Source organism: Micromonospora sp. WMMD723 (assembly GCF_049863385.1).
Taxonomy (GTDB): Bacteria; Actinomycetota; Actinomycetes; order Mycobacteriales; family Micromonosporaceae; genus Micromonospora; species Micromonospora wenchangensis.
This window is the reverse complement of the sequence record NZ_JBMKNR010000001.1, coordinates 1865547-1879804: the sequence shown is the minus strand read 5'-3', so window position 1 is coordinate 1879804 and position 14258 is coordinate 1865547. Positions and strand designations below refer to the sequence as shown.

Here is a 14258-nt window from a genome sequence, read left to right as displayed (position 1 = left end):
CACGGTCATCCCGCCGGGGTCAGGAAGCCGTCGACCGCCCGGCGCAGCCCGGCCGGGTCGAGGCCGTGCCACCGGTCGTGGTCCTCGGCGGTGCCGTAGCGCCGCAGCTCCGCCCGACCGACCCCGAGGCTGAGCAGCCGGTGCGGCCGGTCGGCCAGCGCCTCGGCCACCACCCGCGTCGAGGTGCCGGCCAGGTAGGGCTCCACCACGATCACCTCGGTTGCGGCCAGCGCCCGCAGCCCGGTCACGTCGAACGGCCGGGGCCGGTGCGTGTAGGCCACCGTCACCGGCAGGCCGGCCACCGCCGCGAGCGCGGCGTCGAGCACCGGACCGACCGCCACCAGCAGCGCCGCGCCCGGCCCGGCGTCGCGGACCACCTGCAACCCACCCGCCTTCGGGTACGCCCGCGCGTTGCTCTGTAGGGACAGCCGCAGGTAGGTCGAGTGCTGCCCGCAGACCGCGTCGCGCAGCAGGTCGGGGACCTCGTCGGGGTGGCCGGGCACGTGCACGGTCCAGCCGTCGAGGGTGTCGATCAGGGCGACGTCGGCCGGGGCGAGGTGCGTGCGTCCGGCCTCCGCCCGGTCGTACGACGCGCCGATGCTGACCAGCACCGCACCGACGCCCTGGTGGTCGAGGTCCAGCTTGATCTGCTCGTACGCCCGCTCGACGAGGAACGGGGCGTAGCTGTGCACGATCGGGCGCTGCCCGGCGAGGGCGAGCCCACCGGCCACCCCGACCATCAACTGTTCCCGGATGCCCACGTTGACCACCCGGTCCGGATACCGTCGGCCCGCCTCGGCGAAGGCGTCGGCGGAGATGTCGGCCAGCACGATCGTGGTCCGGGGGTCGTCCAGGAACCGGGTGGCGCTGGCGACGAAGGTGTCCCGCATGGTCACGACCGGCTCCCCGGGACCGGTCCGTCGACCGCGACGACGACGTGGGGGCGGTGGCCGTCGTGGCCGGTGAGGGCGGCGTGCAGGGCGTCGTGGTCGTGCCCGTCGACGGTGGCGGCGGTCCAGCCGTTGACGGTGAACCGGCTGGCCACCCCGCCCGGCCAGCCGTGACTGGCCGACGCGTTGTCGAGCACGATCGCGGTGAGCCCGGCCAGGCCGGTGGCCCCGGCGTACGCGATCGCCTCGTGGTTGGAGCCCTCGTCGAGTTCGGCGTCGCCGAGCAGGACGTACACCCGGGGGGTGGTGCGGCCCTGGGCGCGCAGGCCGAGCGCGGTGCCCACGCCCAGCCCGAGGCCGTGGCCGAGGGAGCCGGAGCCGATCTCGACGCCGGGGACCAGGGTGCGGTCGGGGTGGCCGCCGAGGCGGCTGTCGGGCCCGCCCGCGTCGTCGAGCCAGTCGACGGGGATGAACCCCTTGGCGGCGAGTACGGCGTAGTAGCCCGCCACGGCGTGCCCCTTGGAGAGCAGGAAGCGGTCCCGGTCCGGGTCGTCGACGGTGGCCGGGGTGATCCGTAGCACCCGGTCGTAGAGCACCCAGTGCACGTCGACGGTGGAGTACACGTTGGCGTCGTAGTGGCGGCCGGCGCGGAGGCGTTCCAGCGGCGCGACGACGGGGGCGGGCAGGGCATGGCCCCGGGGGTGGGTTGCGGTCGCTGTGGTCATGTGGCTAGCGTGCTACTTGAAGTTAACTTCAACTCAAGGGCAGTGATGCACGAGTCACTCACCATCGGTCAGCTCTCCGCGCGCAGCGGGGTGGCCCAGTCGGCGCTGCGCTATTACGAACGCCTCGGGCTGATCCACGCCGAGCGCACCGGTGGCAACCAACGTCGCTACGCCCGCACCGAGCTGCGCCGCGTGGCGTTCATCCGGATCTCCCAGCAGGTCGGCATCTCGCTGGACGAGATCCGTGCCGCGCTGGACTCGCTGCCCTCGTCCCGGGCCCCCAGCCCCGACGACTGGGCCGCCCTCTCCCGCACCTGGCGGGAGCGACTGGACGAACGGATCAAGCTGCTCGGCAAGCTCCGCGACGACCTCGACGGCTGCATCGGCTGCGGCTGCCTGTCGTTGCAGCGCTGCACCCTCTACAACCCGGGCGACACGTTGGCCGGCGAGGGCCCCGGCGCCCGCCTGGTGCTGCCCCGCCGCGACGGCCCGCGCCCGCCGGCCTGAGCGTCCCCCAGGCCTGCGCCCGCCGGCCTGAGCGTCCCCCGGGCCTGCGCCCGGTGTGGCCCGGCCGATCGTTACCCGGTGGTGAGCAGCACCTTGCCCACGTGGTCGCTCGACTCGACCAGCCGGTGCGCCTGCGCGGCGTCGCGCATCGGCAGCCGCCGGTCCACGATCGGCCGGACCGCGCCCGCCTCCACCAGCGGCCACACCTGCTCCCGCACACCCCGGACGATGTCCGCCTTGTCGGCCAGCGGGCGGGACCGCAGCGCGGTCGCCGCCACCGACGCCCGCTTCGCCAGCAGCGCGCCCAGATCCAGCTCCGCCTTCCGGCCGCCCTGCATGCCGATCACCACCAGCCGGCCGCCGTCGGCCAGCGCCGCCACGTTCCGGCCGAGGTAGGACGCGCCCATGATGTCGAGGATCACGTCCGCCCCCCGCCCGTCGGTGACCCGCCGGACCTCCGCCACGAAATCCTGTTCGCGGTAGTCGACGGTGTGCGCGGCACCCAACTCCCGCAGCCTGTCGTGCTTGGCCGACCGGGCGGTCGCCACCACCGTCGCGCCCAGCGCCGCGCCGAACTGCACCGCGAACGTGCCGATCCCGCTCCCGCCGCCGTGCACCAGCAGCGTCTCGCCCCTGCCCAGGTGGGCCACCCGGATCAGATTCGACCAGACCGTACAGGCCACCTCGGGCAGCGCGGCGGCGTCGACCGGGTCGACGCCGGCCGGCACCGGCAGCAACTGCCCGGCCGGCACGGCGACCCGTTCGGCGTACCCGCCGCCGGCCAGCAGCGCGCACACCGGCTGACCCACCGCCCACCCGGTCACCCCCGCGCCGAGCGCGCCGATCACCCCCGAACACTCCAACCCGGGGTACGCGGGCGCGCCCGACGGCGGCGGATACTGCCCCTGCCGCTGGAGCAGGTCGGCCCGGTTCACCGCGCTGGCGGTCACCTCGACGACCACCTCACCCGCACCGGGCTCCGGGTCGGGCACCTCCGCCCAGACGAGCGCGTCGGGTCCACCGGGTTCCGGGATCGTGATCGCGTGCATGGCCCAGTCTTACCCGATCCGGGCCGGGAACCACGCCGGTCTGTCGACAAGCGCCATGTGGGCAGGTCCGGCCGGCAATATCCACCGGCCGTCGTCCCGGGCGGTCCACCGCTCGCCCACGACGGCCGGAATTTCGGCCACAGTGGACCATCCGGGTGAGGTCACGCTGGTCATGCCAGGGATCAAGGACCCCTCTCCGGTACGCCGAACCCCGCCCGACGGCGATGGGCCGGCTCGTCCGGACGCGGTTCGTGGCAGACTAGGCACAGGCCGCGCACCCCCGGGTGGCGGTTCGGGAGGGTTCGCCTAGTGGCCGATGGCGCTGGTCTTGAAAACCGGTAAGGCAGCGATGTCTTCGTGGGTTCGAATCCCACACCCTCCGCCCGAGAGCTGCAGAAGCGAACCCCTGACCAGCACGAACGCCGATCAGGGGAGGTTCGCCGTTCGTGAATCGATCTCACCCCGTTCCGCTGGTTGCCTTCACGTCTCGCTTGTCGTGTCGTATTCGTGTCGGCGTCACTCGGCTTGCTCGGTGCTCAACGGCCCTTGGCCCCGCTTCCGGGCTGCTTCCTGTCCGTCGTTGCCTGAGGCGTAGAACCTTCAGCGGCACGTGCAGGTGATCTAGAAGGCTACCCACCCTCGGCGCAGTATCATGGCGACCGGCAGCCGTCCCTTCGAGCGTTCGGCAGATCGGACGCCTTCTGCATGATCGACAGATTGGCTAATTCCTGTAGATGGCGTGCCCGGCCTGAGTCGTCGAATGGTCGGCGCGAGAGTATAAGGCGGCGCGCCGTTTTTGCGGTCGCGCCGCTGCTTATGCAGATCGGGGTGCAAAGCGCGACGCGTCTCCGCTCGCCCGGTTAAGCCGCAAATGCCCGCGCCTGCTGCGTGAGGGAATCGGCCTGAATTCGAGCGTACTTTGTGACGTGGAGTTCAAAGGATCGCTCGACGCCTTCGATGCGGCACCGACTATGGCCTGGTGAAATAAGCCAATAGATCTGGGAATTGATGCGGCTGCTCGCTCACTATCGCGCGGAAGATTGGCTGCTTGGCCATCTCCTCAGCGACAACTGCCCAATCTGAGTGGGTGTCATCAGGGAATCGTGCGCCAACACGAATGGCATAGTCGACCGCGCCGGCCATGAGATCTGCCACGGTCAACGCTCTCGCAAGATCATCTCCTTGTAGGTCGACCGGCTTGCGTTCGAATATGTACGGCCGGAACTCTGGTCGCTGAAAGATCAAACTCAGAGCCACATCGTAGCGCTCGCTCGCATGATTCAATGCCTCGTATCTGCTAAAGAGGTTCGAAATGGTTATTTGCTCCCGAAGCCTCTTGGTTTGTAGGGAGGCAAAGTATAACGTGACGATTACCGCAGCCAGACTGAAAATTTGGATCACGTCGTCGACCATTGCCGCTCCCCATTGCAGTGCGCCGTATGGCATACATGCTAGTGGGCGGCCGCCAAAATCTGGTTTGACCATGGTGAATTGGCAGGTTGAGTGGGCGGCGTAGTGGCCGTGCTCTGGAGGTGTCGACCGGCTGGCTACCGATGACAAGGACGTCTGGGTCCCCGGCGATCTGGTATGCCGATCGAAGGACGTGGTCCAGTTGCTCACGTCTCACGTGGCGGGTCCCTAGCCGCTCCGGCTGAAGGAATCGAGGACCTTCGCGCGTTGTGGCCGGGATGGCACCCCAGTGAAGGGCGAGTTCTGTCGCAGCTCGACGGCTTCCGGGTCGTCCGACGTCAGGATCGTGAGCACGACCCCGATCCCCTCGTCGATCTTGGCTTGCGAGCGTTTCAGCCAGACCTCGGCCATGGTGCCATCGTGCTGATGGAGGAGTTGGTCGAGGTCCGCCCTCGCCTTGCCCAGCACCTCGTCCGGGTCGGTGGCCAGGCTGCCCGCCACCGCTTGGTGGAGGCCACATTGACTTGAGCTGGTCGCGGGTCAGTTTTGGCCGGGGTGCAGCAGAGCTTCGACATTTCGGCGCTCGACTCGTCGGTGCCTGCCGACCATTACGAATGGCAGGTCACCCCGCTCGCACAGGCTTGACCACGCGCTGACGCGACGATCTCAGCAGCTCAGCTACCTGACCGGTAGTCAAAATATCTCCGCCCGTCATCACCACAGTTGGAGCGTGTGTTAAAGCGCAAAAGAACGCAATCTGTGTGATGCGTTTCCGCTGTTCGCGCCCTATAGAGGAATCCACACCCCAGGAGCCGTAGAGATTTCCCCTGCCCGGCGCAGATGCCAGTGAGGGGCGTTTACTTGGTCGGTGACCGAGAACTTTCTACGCCCCGTACTGGAAGTGAGGGGCGCACCCCGATGCGCGGCCGGGGCTATGACCGTACTTCCGTACGGATGGTCGGCTTCCTACCAGGGGATTCGGAGATCAGTTCTGGCCGGGGCTCGCGGTGGGTAGTCCTGCTTCCTTGGCGCATTCGAGGAGCCGTCGGTCGTAGGTGACGAAGGCGGTGAGTGCCGTGCCGGATTCGTTGGTCAGCACGTGGGCGGTGGCCAGGTGGATGGCGTCGAGGCTGCGGAGCGTCGGCTCGGTAAACGCGGCTGCGGTCGCCCGGATCGTACTGTCGATCTCCAGCCGGAACAGCCGTCCGACGGCGGCCGGCACTCCGATCAACGCCTGCGGAGCTGACCGGCGCAGCGCTCTGGGCACTTCCACCTCGACGAGGGCGGAGGAGACCAGCGGTACGTCGTCGTGCTTGTTGAGCCAGGAGACGAGGTCTGTGCTGCACTCCTCGTGCCGAACCAGCTTGACGACGGCGGCGGAATCCAGATAGATCACCAGCGCTCCTCGTCCCGCATCGCTGCGAGCGAGGCGGCCACGTCCACGTTCTCGTCACCGAGCTTCGGTGGAAGCGGCACCGAGCCACCACCGGTGGGGGCGACGGCTCGCCCTGCGGCTACGAACTTGGCCAACACTGATCTGTCGTCACCTACTGGAACAAGTCGGGCGATCGGGTGGCCGCGATCGGTGATCTCCACGGTCTCGCCGCCACTCACCCGCGCCAACACCTGGCTCGTGTTCTGGTTCAGCTCCCGGACACCGATGCGCTCCATGCATCCGAGTGTAGAACTAAATGTTCTACCGTTCCAGCTGCTGGCGTCATCTGGACTACCCGCGCCGACCAGGCGGGATCAACCCGGGCTACGTCTTCGTGCGGCTCTCGGTGACGTAGGTGCCGCGCTGGGGCATGGTCATGACCAGCCCGCGTTCCCGTAGCAGGGCGACGCCGCGCGGACCGTGCCGCGCGAGAACTGGTCGACCATCGCCTCAACCTAGTCGCCCTCGCTCACGTACACCCCGGCACCGGCCCGGCCGATCGTGAGCCCTCGTTCCCGGGTGAGTTCCAAGGCGCGCTGGATGGTGGACACGCTGACGGAGTACAGGTCGGCCAACTCTCGTAGGGACGGCAGCTTGGAGCCCTGCGGGTACTCCCCGGCGCGGATGCGGGCGGTCAGGTCGTCGGCGATCTGGCGTGAGGACATGGGGATGGGCATGGCGGATCTCCGGATGGTCCGGTACCTGGTTGGCCTGGCCAGTAGATCACGACACGCCGGGCACCTTGGTCTCTCCTTGCCCAGTGGCCACATAGTGACCTAGGTTGCCGGAGCGGGTATTCCTTCCTGGTTGGCGCCTGGCCGTGATGCCCCTGCCGGGTTGGGGTGGATCCCGTGCCGCCACCTCAGCCCGGCATCCCGTCTTCGCAGCACCACCAGGCTGGAGGCAATTCCGTGAACGAACGCCCGCACGACAACCCACGGTCGGCTGCCTGTGCGGTTCCAGGTGGCCCCCTACCTCCGACGGGGACCCCATACCCCGGTCGCTCATGCTGCGTACGTTGATCATGCGCGTCCTGCGCCGGCTGGCTGGTCGTCCGGGTGCCTCCCCGCCGTTGGATCGCACCGGACCGGCGACCGCGTATCCGAATCAGACCGGCGCGTGGGCTCGGGTCCGGAGTGCGCCGCCGCAGCCCTACCCACGCGCCGCCCCTGATGACTGCCCCTGCCGGCAGGCGGCTGTCCGCCGGGGCGCGGTGGATGCGCGCAGCGGAGTGCCGCTCCTGGTCCAGTCCGCGTGGGACTGCCTGGACCACCACCGCCACAGCCGGTGCGGCAGATGCACCGAGGGCGGCTTCTGCCCGCTGGTCGAGGCCGCCCGTGCCCGGATCAGGGCGTGGCGCAGGCTACGTCACGTCCGGGGCCATCGATGAACGCGCCGCTGCCGGAGGCCGGCGACCTGGTGTACGTCACCCGCGCCGCCAGCGTGCAGTTCGTCAAGCCGATCTGGTGCCGGGTCATCCGGGTGCTCGACTGGACCACCTACGACGGGTGGTGCTGGCTCGACGTCTACCAACTGGATGCCAAAGGCGACGCGGTCGCTCGTCGGTCGATCTTCGTACAGCCTGCGAAGCTGGAGAGCAGGCAACCGGTCGGCCGGCCTGAACAGCGGCGACCCCCGGGTGTGCGCCGCCGCCCCGACGCCGGTGGCAGCCGCCCTGCGTCGGCTGGCGAGCAGCCCGGACAGCCGGCTCAGGGGACGGGGCTGAGGTGGGCGGCGAGGATGCGCCAGCCGTACCCGTCGTCGTAGGCCCAGGTGCGGGTGTAGCGCAGCCGCGCCGCGAACGGCTCGCCCGCGAAGGTGCCGCTGACCCGCCCCCGGAAGAACGTCACCCCGGTCGTGCCGGCCACGATCAGCTCCAGTTCCTCCTCCACCAGCTCGTCGAGCACCGAGGTGCCGCTGCGGTGGGCGGCCAGGTCGTCCTCCTTGCTGAACGTGCGACCGTCCGGCCCGACGGCGATCAGGCGGTCGTCGAGCAGGGCGTCGAGCGCGGCCACGTCGCCGGCCCGTTGGGCGGCCTGGAGACGGCGCTCCGCCTCCAACAGTTCCGCCTCACGTTCGGTGTCCTGCATGCGCCCTCCCGGTCGTCCGCCGCGTCCCCTCATTCTGGCGGCCCGACGGTGCGCGGTGCTTCCGGTTCGTCGTGCCGGCCCGGCGGGGTAAGAAGGGGCAGAGGAAAACGCGTACACCGGAAGGACCTTCCCGATGACCCTGGAACGACCGATCGCCCCGGACCCGTACGAGCTGCTGCCGACCGTCTCGTCGTTCGACCTGACCAGTGACGACGTGCACAACGGCGAGCCGATGGACGCCCGGTACGCGCACGGCAGCACCGGTGGCGAGAACGTCTCCCCGCACCTGGCCTGGTCGGGCTTCCCGGCCGGGACGGAGAGTTTCGTGGTGACCTGCTTCGACCCGGACGCCCCGACCGGCAGCGGCTTCTGGCACTGGGTGCTGGTCGACGTGCCCGCCTCCACGACCAGCCTGCCGACCGGCGTACGGGAGGCGGACCTGGGCGGCGCGTTCAGCGTCCGCAACGACTACGGCGACACCGGCTACGGTGGCGCGGCCCCGCCGCCGGGCGACCGCCCGCACCGGTACGTCTTCGCCGTGCACGCGGTCGACGTCGACACGCTCGGCGTCGGGCCGGACGCCAGCCCCGCGTACGTCGGCTTCAACCTGGCGTTCCACACCCTGGCGCGGGCGGTCATCAGGCCGACGTACCAGATCAAGGAGTGACCGGTGGCCCCGCCGGTCCCGCGCGGGCGGGGCCGGCGGGCCTGCGGTGCCCTCAGCCGGGCACCCGGGCGACGGCGAAGACGGACTGGCCGAACGGCGGCCGGACGAGCTGCTCGGCTGCCTTGGTGGCGGGCAGGACGAGAGTGTCGTACACCTTGACCATCGGGCCCTCCTTCGGCATCAGCCGGAAGACCTTGGTGGCCATGAAGTAGCCGATCAGGCCGAGGGCGTTGGCGTAGTGCATCGTCTCGACCCGCAGTCCGGCCGCGGTCATCGCGTCGCCGAGGGTCTTCTTGGTGTAGCGGCGCACGTGGCCGGTGGCGATGTCGGCGGGGCCCATCGCGAACTGGAACGCCGGCACGATGATGATCACCGCGCCACCGGGCCGGACCAGGTCGCGCATGCTGCGCAGCGCGCCCACGTGGTCCTCGATGTGCTCCAGCACGTTGTACGACACGGCCGCGCTGTAGTCGCCGCCCCCCGGGTGCGGCAGCAGCATCTCGCGGACCTCGATGGTCGGCTCGTCGACCAGCCGCTCCTTGAGCAGGATGAGCCGGTCCGGGTCGGCCTCGGTGGCGGTGAACCGGGGCACGTGCCGTGCCCACTCCAGGGCGTAGTCGCCCAGGCCACTGCCGATCTCGATGGGGTCGTCACCGAGGTGGGGCACCGCCAGTTCGACGAACCACCGGCGGTGGTTGACCGCGGTGGCCAGGCCCTCCAGAACCTCTGCCTGGACGCGCTGGTCCCCAAGGATTTCTGCCATGCGTCGATTCCTCACGATATGACTGACCCGCGCCTGGACCGACAGAGTGAATCATCCGCGTCAGGGGCGGAGGAAACGGGGCACTGTGAAGGCCGAAATGTGGTCGGGGGAGGGCACGTGATCGGCGGTCGGCGAACCCGGCACATAGTACGGCAGTACCCGAAACATGTCACGTGACCGCCATACCCCAACTACGCTCTGAATTGCTATGACTACTGGCGAATCGGAGCGCGGGACCGGTCGATCCGACGTCGGGGACGCCGGAGCGACACCGGTCCGGCGGGTCGTCCGACGGCACTGGCGACGGGTGCTCCCGGCGGCCCGTGCGCCCCGTGCCGGGCCGTCGGCCGCGGCCCGTCCGTCGGCCGCCGGGTGGCGGTGGGACGCGTTGGCCGTGGTCAGCTACCTGATGCTCGCGTTCTGGGTGACCGCCCGGTTCTGGCGCGACCCGGCGGCCGGGGTACGCGACAACCGGTCGGACCAGGCGCAGTTCGAGTGGATGATGGCGCACGGCGCGCGGGTGGTCACGGAATGGAGCTATCCGTTCGCCTCGGACCGGATGAACGTGCCCGACGGCGTCAACCTGATGGCGAATACCTCGGTATTATCCGTCTCAATACCGATGACCCCGGTCACTGTCCTCTTCGGGCCGCACTGGTCATTTCTTGTCTTTCTCACCCTGGGAATGGCGGCCACCGGCACCGCCTGGTACTTCTTCCTGTCCCGGGTGGTCACCCGCTCCCGGGGGCCGGCCTGGCTCGGCGCGGCCTTCTGCGCGTACGCCCCGGCGATGGTGTCGCACGCCAACGCCCACCCGAACATCGCCTCCCAGTTCGTCGTCCCACTGATCATCTGGCGCACCGTGCGGCTGGCCGGGCCGGGCCGGTGGCTGCGCAATGGACTCCTGCTCGGCCTGCTGATCGTCTGGCAGGCCTTCCTCAACCTGGAGATCCTGCTGATGACCGCGATCGCCCTGGCTGTGGTGGTCGGTGCCCTCGCCATCGGCCGACCGCCGCTACGCGCGGCGACCCGACCGTTCCTCGCCGGGCTCGGCGTGGCCGCGCTGCTGTCCGCCGTGCTGCTCGCCTACCCGCTGTACGTGCAGCTCTTCGGGCCGGGTTCCTACCACGGGCTGTCCCGGCTGATCCGGGGCTACCGCACCGACCTCGGCGCGTTCGTCGGGTGGTCGCGGGAGTCGCTGGCCGGGGACGCCCGGTCCGCCGACCCGCTGGCCCGCAATCCCACCGAGGAGAACGCCTTCTTCGGCTGGCCGCTGGCCGTGCTCACGGTCGCCCTGGTCTGGTGGCTTCGGCGCAACGCCCTGGTGGTCGGCCTGGCCGCGCTCGGGCTGATCTTCGCCGTCCTGTCGCTGGGCCGGGAGGTGCAGCTCAACGGGCGGGACACCGGCGTCCCTGCCCCCTGGGCACTGCTGGAGGACCTGCCGCTGCTGCACTCCGTGGTGCCCACCCGCTGGTCGCTGGCGATCACCCCGATCGTCGGGGTGCTGCTGGCCCTCGGCACCCAGCGGGCCCGCGACCTCGCCCGCCGGCATCCGGCCGCCCGCCGGCAGGTCCGCTTCGCCACGGTGACCGTCCTGCTGATGGCCCTGGTGCCGTTGCTGCCGACCCCGCTGCCGGCGACCCGGCTCGACCCGGTGCCGCAGTTCGTCACCGGCGGCGGCTGGCGACCGTACGTGGCGGGAGGGCGCAGCGTGGTCACCCTGCCGCTGCCCGACAACACCTACGCCGATCCGCTGCGCTGGTCGGCCCGGACCGGGTTGGAGATGCCGCTGGCCCGGGGCTACTTCCTGGCCCCCGACACCCGGCCGTGGTCGCCCGAACCGGACGCCGCCCTGTTCACCGCCCCCTACCGGCGGACCAGCAACTTCTTCGGCGGGATCGCGCGGACCGGCAACCTCCCGCCGATCACCGACGTCGACCGGCGGGCCGCCGTGACCGACCTGCGCTACTGGCGGGCCGGTGTGGTGATCCTCGGCCCGCACCGGCACGCCGACGCGTTGCGTCGGGCGATGACCGCGCTGACCGGCATCACCCCTGTGCAGACCGGCGGGGTGTGGCGGTGGGACGTCCGGTCGCTCACCGGGTGAGCCCGCCGGGGTGCCGGGTCAGGCCGTGCGGACGCAGCAGCCCTGGCAGACCTTCGGGCTGGGCAGGGTGAACGCCAGGCAGCAGGTGCGCCGCTGCACGGTCGGCTCGCCGCCCCGGCCGGGCACCAGCTCGACCAGGTCGGCCAGGCCGAGGGTGCCGAGCAGGGTGTCGATGGTGGTCACCGACGGGCCGGGCAGGACGTCCGCCGCGCGCAGGATGCCGTGCGCGATCCCCGAGGCCACCGAGCCGAGCAGGGTACGCGCGCCGACCCGCACCTCCGCCTGGATCGCGGTGATCATCGGGGTGAGGTGGGCGTCGAGCAGTGAGGCCCGCAGGAGGCCGAGCAGCTCGGCCTCGTCGGCGGCGACCCGGACGCCGGGCTGGCCGGTGAGGGCGAGCGGGTCACCGGGCAGCACCGCGACGGTCGTCGCGCGGTGCAGGCCCATGGTCAGCAGTTGCCGGTGGTCCTCGAAGTGGATCAGCACGTCGGCCGGGTCGAGCAGCGGCACCCGGCGGGCCGAGGCCCAGCCGAGCACCACCGGCAGCGCCGTCCAGTAGCTGTAGGACTTCCAGGCCAGCGCGGCGCAGGCGTGCGGGGTGCCGCCCCAGCGGCGGGCGGCGGCGCGCAGGAACTCCGGCATCCGGGTGCCGTCGACGAGGGTGGTGGCCGGGCTCCAGCCGATGTCGTCGGCGACCACCAGGCCGGGCGCGAGGCCGGGCAGCACGTCGGTGCCGAACATGGCGCGCAGGGTGGCGGTGACCGGGGCGAGTCGGCCGGCGAGATCCTGGCCGGGCAGCACCGCCGTCATCCGGACCCCCTCCCGTCCCGCTCGGCCCGCCACGGGTGGTGGCGGTTAATAAGGCTAGCCTAACCATGCCTGGGCGCTGAGGGAAGTCTCTGCGGAGGTGGATCGGGAGGCCGGGATCACCATGGCCGTCCCGTCGGTACGGATCGGCCCGGTTCGGCTACTACCCGGCCGAACGCGGGGAAAACGCGGGCGATGTCAAGGCATATGTCGGCAACGTGCCAGTTCGGTACAGGGCGATGGGAAAAACGTGAAGACTTGTCATCCCGGCTGCGCTGCGTGAGGAAGCTGATGACGACCTCTCCCCTGGAGCGGGCCGCCGATTCGTTCGCGGCGGAACTCGCCCGGCACCGGACGGGGCGAGGGCTGACCAAGAAACAGCTCGCCACCATGATGGGCTTCGACCCGTCGTACGTGAGCCACGTCGAGGGGCGACGACACCGGCCCACCGAGGACTTCGCCCGCCGCGCCGAGGCCGTCCTCGACGCCGGAGGCGTCATCTGGCAGCGGTTCCGCGAGTACGACCAGCTCCGCCACACCCGCGCCACCCCCGGCCACCGCGAACCCGCACCCCCCGGCCGCTGGCTCCCCCCGGGCACCGGGCTCGTCGTCGAACGGGAGACCGCCACCCTCACCCTGGTCGACGGCACCTACCGGTGCGTGATCCGCCGCCGGCTGCACAACGCCGGCACCGAACCGGTCACCCGCTATCTCGTCCGGGTCGCCGTCGACAGGTGGCCCGACGACCCCGGCCGCTCCAACCGGCACCACCGCGAACACCCGCTCACCTTCGCCGAGCTGCGCTTCCGCGCCGTCCACCACGACGACGGCGCCCGCGAACCGATGCACTGGCGGGTCCGCCACGACCGGGACGCGTACAAGGAGATCTGGCTGCTGTTCGAGAACGCCGACGGACGGTTCCCGCTGCACCCCGGCGAACGCGCCGAGGTCGAGTACGCCTACCGGGTCGGTCGGGTCAAGTGGGGCCCCTGGTTCCAGCGGGCCGTCCGCCTGCCCACCCGGCACCTCGCCGTACGACTCGACCTCCCGGCGGCCCTCGACCCCCGGGTGTGGGGGGTGGAGACCTCGCTGTCCGCCGACGAGGGACCGCTGCGCACCCCGGTCCGCCGGCACGACCGGGGGGACCGGGTGGTCTTCGACTGGTCCACCGACGACCCGCCGCTCAACACCCGCTTCCGCCTCCAGTGGCGGTTCCGGCGGGAAGCCGTCGAGACGCCCCCCGTGCCGACCCGACCGGCCGACCGGATGCGCGCCCTCGGCGTGCTGCCCCCCGAGGCCACCCCGCCCGGCCGACCCGCCCGCCCCCTGCACCTGCCCCGGGAGGCCGCCGCCGCCCGTGAGGTGGCCGACCGGCTCACCGACCTGCTGGCCCGGGCCGAGGAGGTGCACCCGCTCAGCACCGGCACGGGCCTCGCCGCCCCGCAGATCGGCCTGGACGTCGCGGTCGCCGTGGTCCGCCCCGCCGACCGGGCCGCCCCGCCGGTCGTCCTGGTCAACCCCCGGATGGTCGGGGAGAGCCCGGAAACCGTCGAACAGTACGAAGGCTGCCTCGCCGCCGCCGACCACCGTGGCCTGGTGGCCCGGCCGCTGCGCATCGAGGTCGAACACGCCCGCGCCGACGGCAGCCGGATGATCACCTCGTTCGCGTACGGGATGGCCCGGTTGGTCGCCCACGAGATCGACCACCTCGACGGCCGGGCCTGGACCGACCGGATGGCCCCCGGCGTGCCGCTGGTCCCCGTCGAGGAGTACCGCGAGAGCAACGCCTGAACCCTGCCCCGGACGCC

General features: G+C 71.0%; 15 protein-coding genes, 1 tRNA gene and 1 pseudogene. 6 read left to right on the top strand and 11 right to left on the bottom strand.

All coding sequences use genetic code 11. The features are described 5' to 3' along the window. Positions 1-5: 5 nt before the first annotated feature. Positions 6-890, bottom strand: a complete 885-nt coding sequence (locus tag ACN261_RS08430; RefSeq protein WP_425853573.1) for a transketolase family protein — start codon at positions 888-890, stop codon at positions 6-8. Between the two features lie 2 nt (positions 891-892). Further along, the gene (locus ACN261_RS08425) at positions 893-1615 is read right to left on the bottom strand and encodes a transketolase (protein ID WP_425849382.1); all 723 of its coding nucleotides are present in this window, start codon (positions 1613-1615) and stop codon (positions 893-895) included. A gap of 45 nt (positions 1616-1660) precedes the next feature. On the opposite strand from ACN261_RS08425, the gene soxR reads away from it, so the two are divergent. Next, positions 1661-2122, top strand: coding sequence for a redox-sensitive transcriptional activator SoxR (soxR, locus tag ACN261_RS08420; RefSeq protein ID WP_145923118.1), 462 nt, complete (start codon positions 1661-1663; stop codon positions 2120-2122). Between the two features lie 71 nt (positions 2123-2193). Here the strand turns inward: soxR and ACN261_RS08415 are convergent, their stop codons facing one another. After that, positions 2194-3171 (bottom strand): NAD(P)H-quinone oxidoreductase, encoded by a 978-nt coding sequence (locus ACN261_RS08415; RefSeq protein ID WP_425849380.1) that lies wholly within the window; start codon positions 3169-3171, stop codon positions 2194-2196. 295 nt (positions 3172-3466) lie between these two features. Between ACN261_RS08415 and ACN261_RS08410 the strand changes: the two genes are divergently transcribed. Then, positions 3467-3553, top strand: a tRNA-Ser gene (locus ACN261_RS08410). 587 nt (positions 3554-4140) lie between these two features. Here ACN261_RS08410 and ACN261_RS08405 read toward each other — a convergent pair. The 5 genes from ACN261_RS08405 to ACN261_RS08385 form a co-directional block, all read right to left on the bottom strand. After that, complete coding sequence (locus tag ACN261_RS08405; RefSeq protein ID WP_421484702.1) at positions 4141-4584, bottom strand: hypothetical protein; 444 nt, start codon at positions 4582-4584, stop codon at positions 4141-4143. A gap of 225 nt (positions 4585-4809) precedes the next feature. Further along, the gene (locus ACN261_RS08400) at positions 4810-5082 is read right to left on the bottom strand and encodes a hypothetical protein (protein WP_421484701.1); all 273 of its coding nucleotides are present in this window, start codon (positions 5080-5082) and stop codon (positions 4810-4812) included. Between the two features lie 484 nt (positions 5083-5566). Then, positions 5567-5977, bottom strand: a complete 411-nt coding sequence (locus ACN261_RS08395; protein ID WP_421484700.1) for a type II toxin-antitoxin system VapC family toxin — start codon at positions 5975-5977, stop codon at positions 5567-5569. Next, entirely contained in the window at positions 5974-6252 is a 279-nt protein-coding gene (locus ACN261_RS08390; protein WP_421484699.1) for a type II toxin-antitoxin system Phd/YefM family antitoxin, read from the bottom strand. Before ACN261_RS08390 ends, ACN261_RS08395 begins: the two co-directional genes overlap by 4 nt. A 219-nt stretch (positions 6253-6471) precedes the next feature. Next, positions 6472-6693 carry a GntR family transcriptional regulator gene (locus ACN261_RS08385; RefSeq protein ID WP_421484698.1) on the bottom strand — a complete coding sequence of 74 codons (222 nt, stop codon included), beginning with the start codon at positions 6691-6693 and terminating at the stop codon, positions 6472-6474. Positions 6694-7402: 709 nt separating this feature from the next. On the opposite strand from ACN261_RS08385, the pseudogene ACN261_RS08380 reads away from it, so the two are divergent. Then, positions 7403-7672, top strand: a pseudogene (locus ACN261_RS08380) (hypothetical protein); the annotation flags it as partial. A 53-nt stretch (positions 7673-7725) separates the two neighbouring features. Here ACN261_RS08380 and ACN261_RS08375 read toward each other — a convergent pair. Beyond that, entirely contained in the window at positions 7726-8106 is a 381-nt protein-coding gene (locus ACN261_RS08375) for a nuclear transport factor 2 family protein (protein WP_204925405.1), read from the bottom strand. A 133-nt stretch (positions 8107-8239) separates the two neighbouring features. Between ACN261_RS08375 and ACN261_RS08370 the strand changes: the two genes are divergently transcribed. Further along, a complete protein-coding gene (locus tag ACN261_RS08370; protein ID WP_421484697.1) occupies positions 8240-8773 on the top strand; it encodes a YbhB/YbcL family Raf kinase inhibitor-like protein in 534 nt (177 codons plus the stop codon). 52 nt (positions 8774-8825) lie between these two features. Here ACN261_RS08370 and ACN261_RS08365 read toward each other — a convergent pair whose 3' ends face one another. Continuing rightward, positions 8826-9536, bottom strand: a complete 711-nt coding sequence (locus tag ACN261_RS08365) for a class I SAM-dependent methyltransferase (protein WP_088642340.1) — start codon at positions 9534-9536, stop codon at positions 8826-8828. A 409-nt stretch (positions 9537-9945) separates the two neighbouring features. Here ACN261_RS08365 and ACN261_RS08360 point away from each other — a divergent pair, with 409 nt between their 5' ends. Then, positions 9946-11643 (top strand): hypothetical protein, encoded by a 1698-nt coding sequence (locus tag ACN261_RS08360; RefSeq protein ID WP_425853572.1) that lies wholly within the window; start codon positions 9946-9948, stop codon positions 11641-11643. An 18-nt stretch (positions 11644-11661) separates the two neighbouring features. Here the strand turns inward: ACN261_RS08360 and ACN261_RS08355 are convergent, their stop codons facing one another. Further along, positions 11662-12441, bottom strand: coding sequence for a hypothetical protein (locus tag ACN261_RS08355; RefSeq protein WP_425853571.1), 780 nt, complete (start codon positions 12439-12441; stop codon positions 11662-11664). Between the two features lie 300 nt (positions 12442-12741). On the opposite strand from ACN261_RS08355, the gene ACN261_RS08350 reads away from it, so the two are divergent. Continuing rightward, positions 12742-14241, top strand: a complete 1500-nt coding sequence (locus tag ACN261_RS08350) for a peptide deformylase (RefSeq protein ID WP_204925402.1) — start codon at positions 12742-12744, stop codon at positions 14239-14241. The last annotated feature ends 17 nt before the right edge of the window (positions 14242-14258 follow it).

What these genes read in the sequence shown, in the direction of transcription:
- ACN261_RS08430 (WP_425853573.1), bottom strand. Translation starts at nt 890, where the DNA reads ATGCGGGACACCTTCGTCGCCAGCGCCACCCGGTTCCTGGACGACCCC.
- ACN261_RS08425 (WP_425849382.1), bottom strand. Translation starts at nt 1,615, where the DNA reads ATGACCACAGCGACCGCAACCCACCCCCGGGGCCATGCCCTGCCCGCC.
- soxR (WP_145923118.1), top strand. Translation starts at nt 1,661, where the DNA reads ATGCACGAGTCACTCACCATCGGTCAGCTCTCCGCGCGCAGCGGGGTG.
- ACN261_RS08415 (WP_425849380.1), bottom strand. Translation starts at nt 3,171, where the DNA reads ATGCACGCGATCACGATCCCGGAACCCGGTGGACCCGACGCGCTCGTC.
- ACN261_RS08405 (WP_421484702.1), bottom strand. Translation starts at nt 4,584, where the DNA reads ATGGTCGACGACGTGATCCAAATTTTCAGTCTGGCTGCGGTAATCGTC.
- ACN261_RS08390 (WP_421484699.1), bottom strand. Translation starts at nt 6,252, where the DNA reads ATGGAGCGCATCGGTGTCCGGGAGCTGAACCAGAACACGAGCCAGGTG.
- ACN261_RS08385 (WP_421484698.1), bottom strand. Translation starts at nt 6,693, where the DNA reads ATGCCCATCCCCATGTCCTCACGCCAGATCGCCGACGACCTGACCGCC.
- ACN261_RS08375 (WP_204925405.1), bottom strand. Translation starts at nt 8,106, where the DNA reads ATGCAGGACACCGAACGTGAGGCGGAACTGTTGGAGGCGGAGCGCCGT.
- ACN261_RS08370 (WP_421484697.1), top strand. Translation starts at nt 8,240, where the DNA reads ATGACCCTGGAACGACCGATCGCCCCGGACCCGTACGAGCTGCTGCCG.
- ACN261_RS08365 (WP_088642340.1), bottom strand. Translation starts at nt 9,536, where the DNA reads ATGGCAGAAATCCTTGGGGACCAGCGCGTCCAGGCAGAGGTTCTGGAG.
- ACN261_RS08360 (WP_425853572.1), top strand. Translation starts at nt 9,946, where the DNA reads ATGCTCGCGTTCTGGGTGACCGCCCGGTTCTGGCGCGACCCGGCGGCC.
- ACN261_RS08350 (WP_204925402.1), top strand. Translation starts at nt 12,742, where the DNA reads ATGACGACCTCTCCCCTGGAGCGGGCCGCCGATTCGTTCGCGGCGGAA.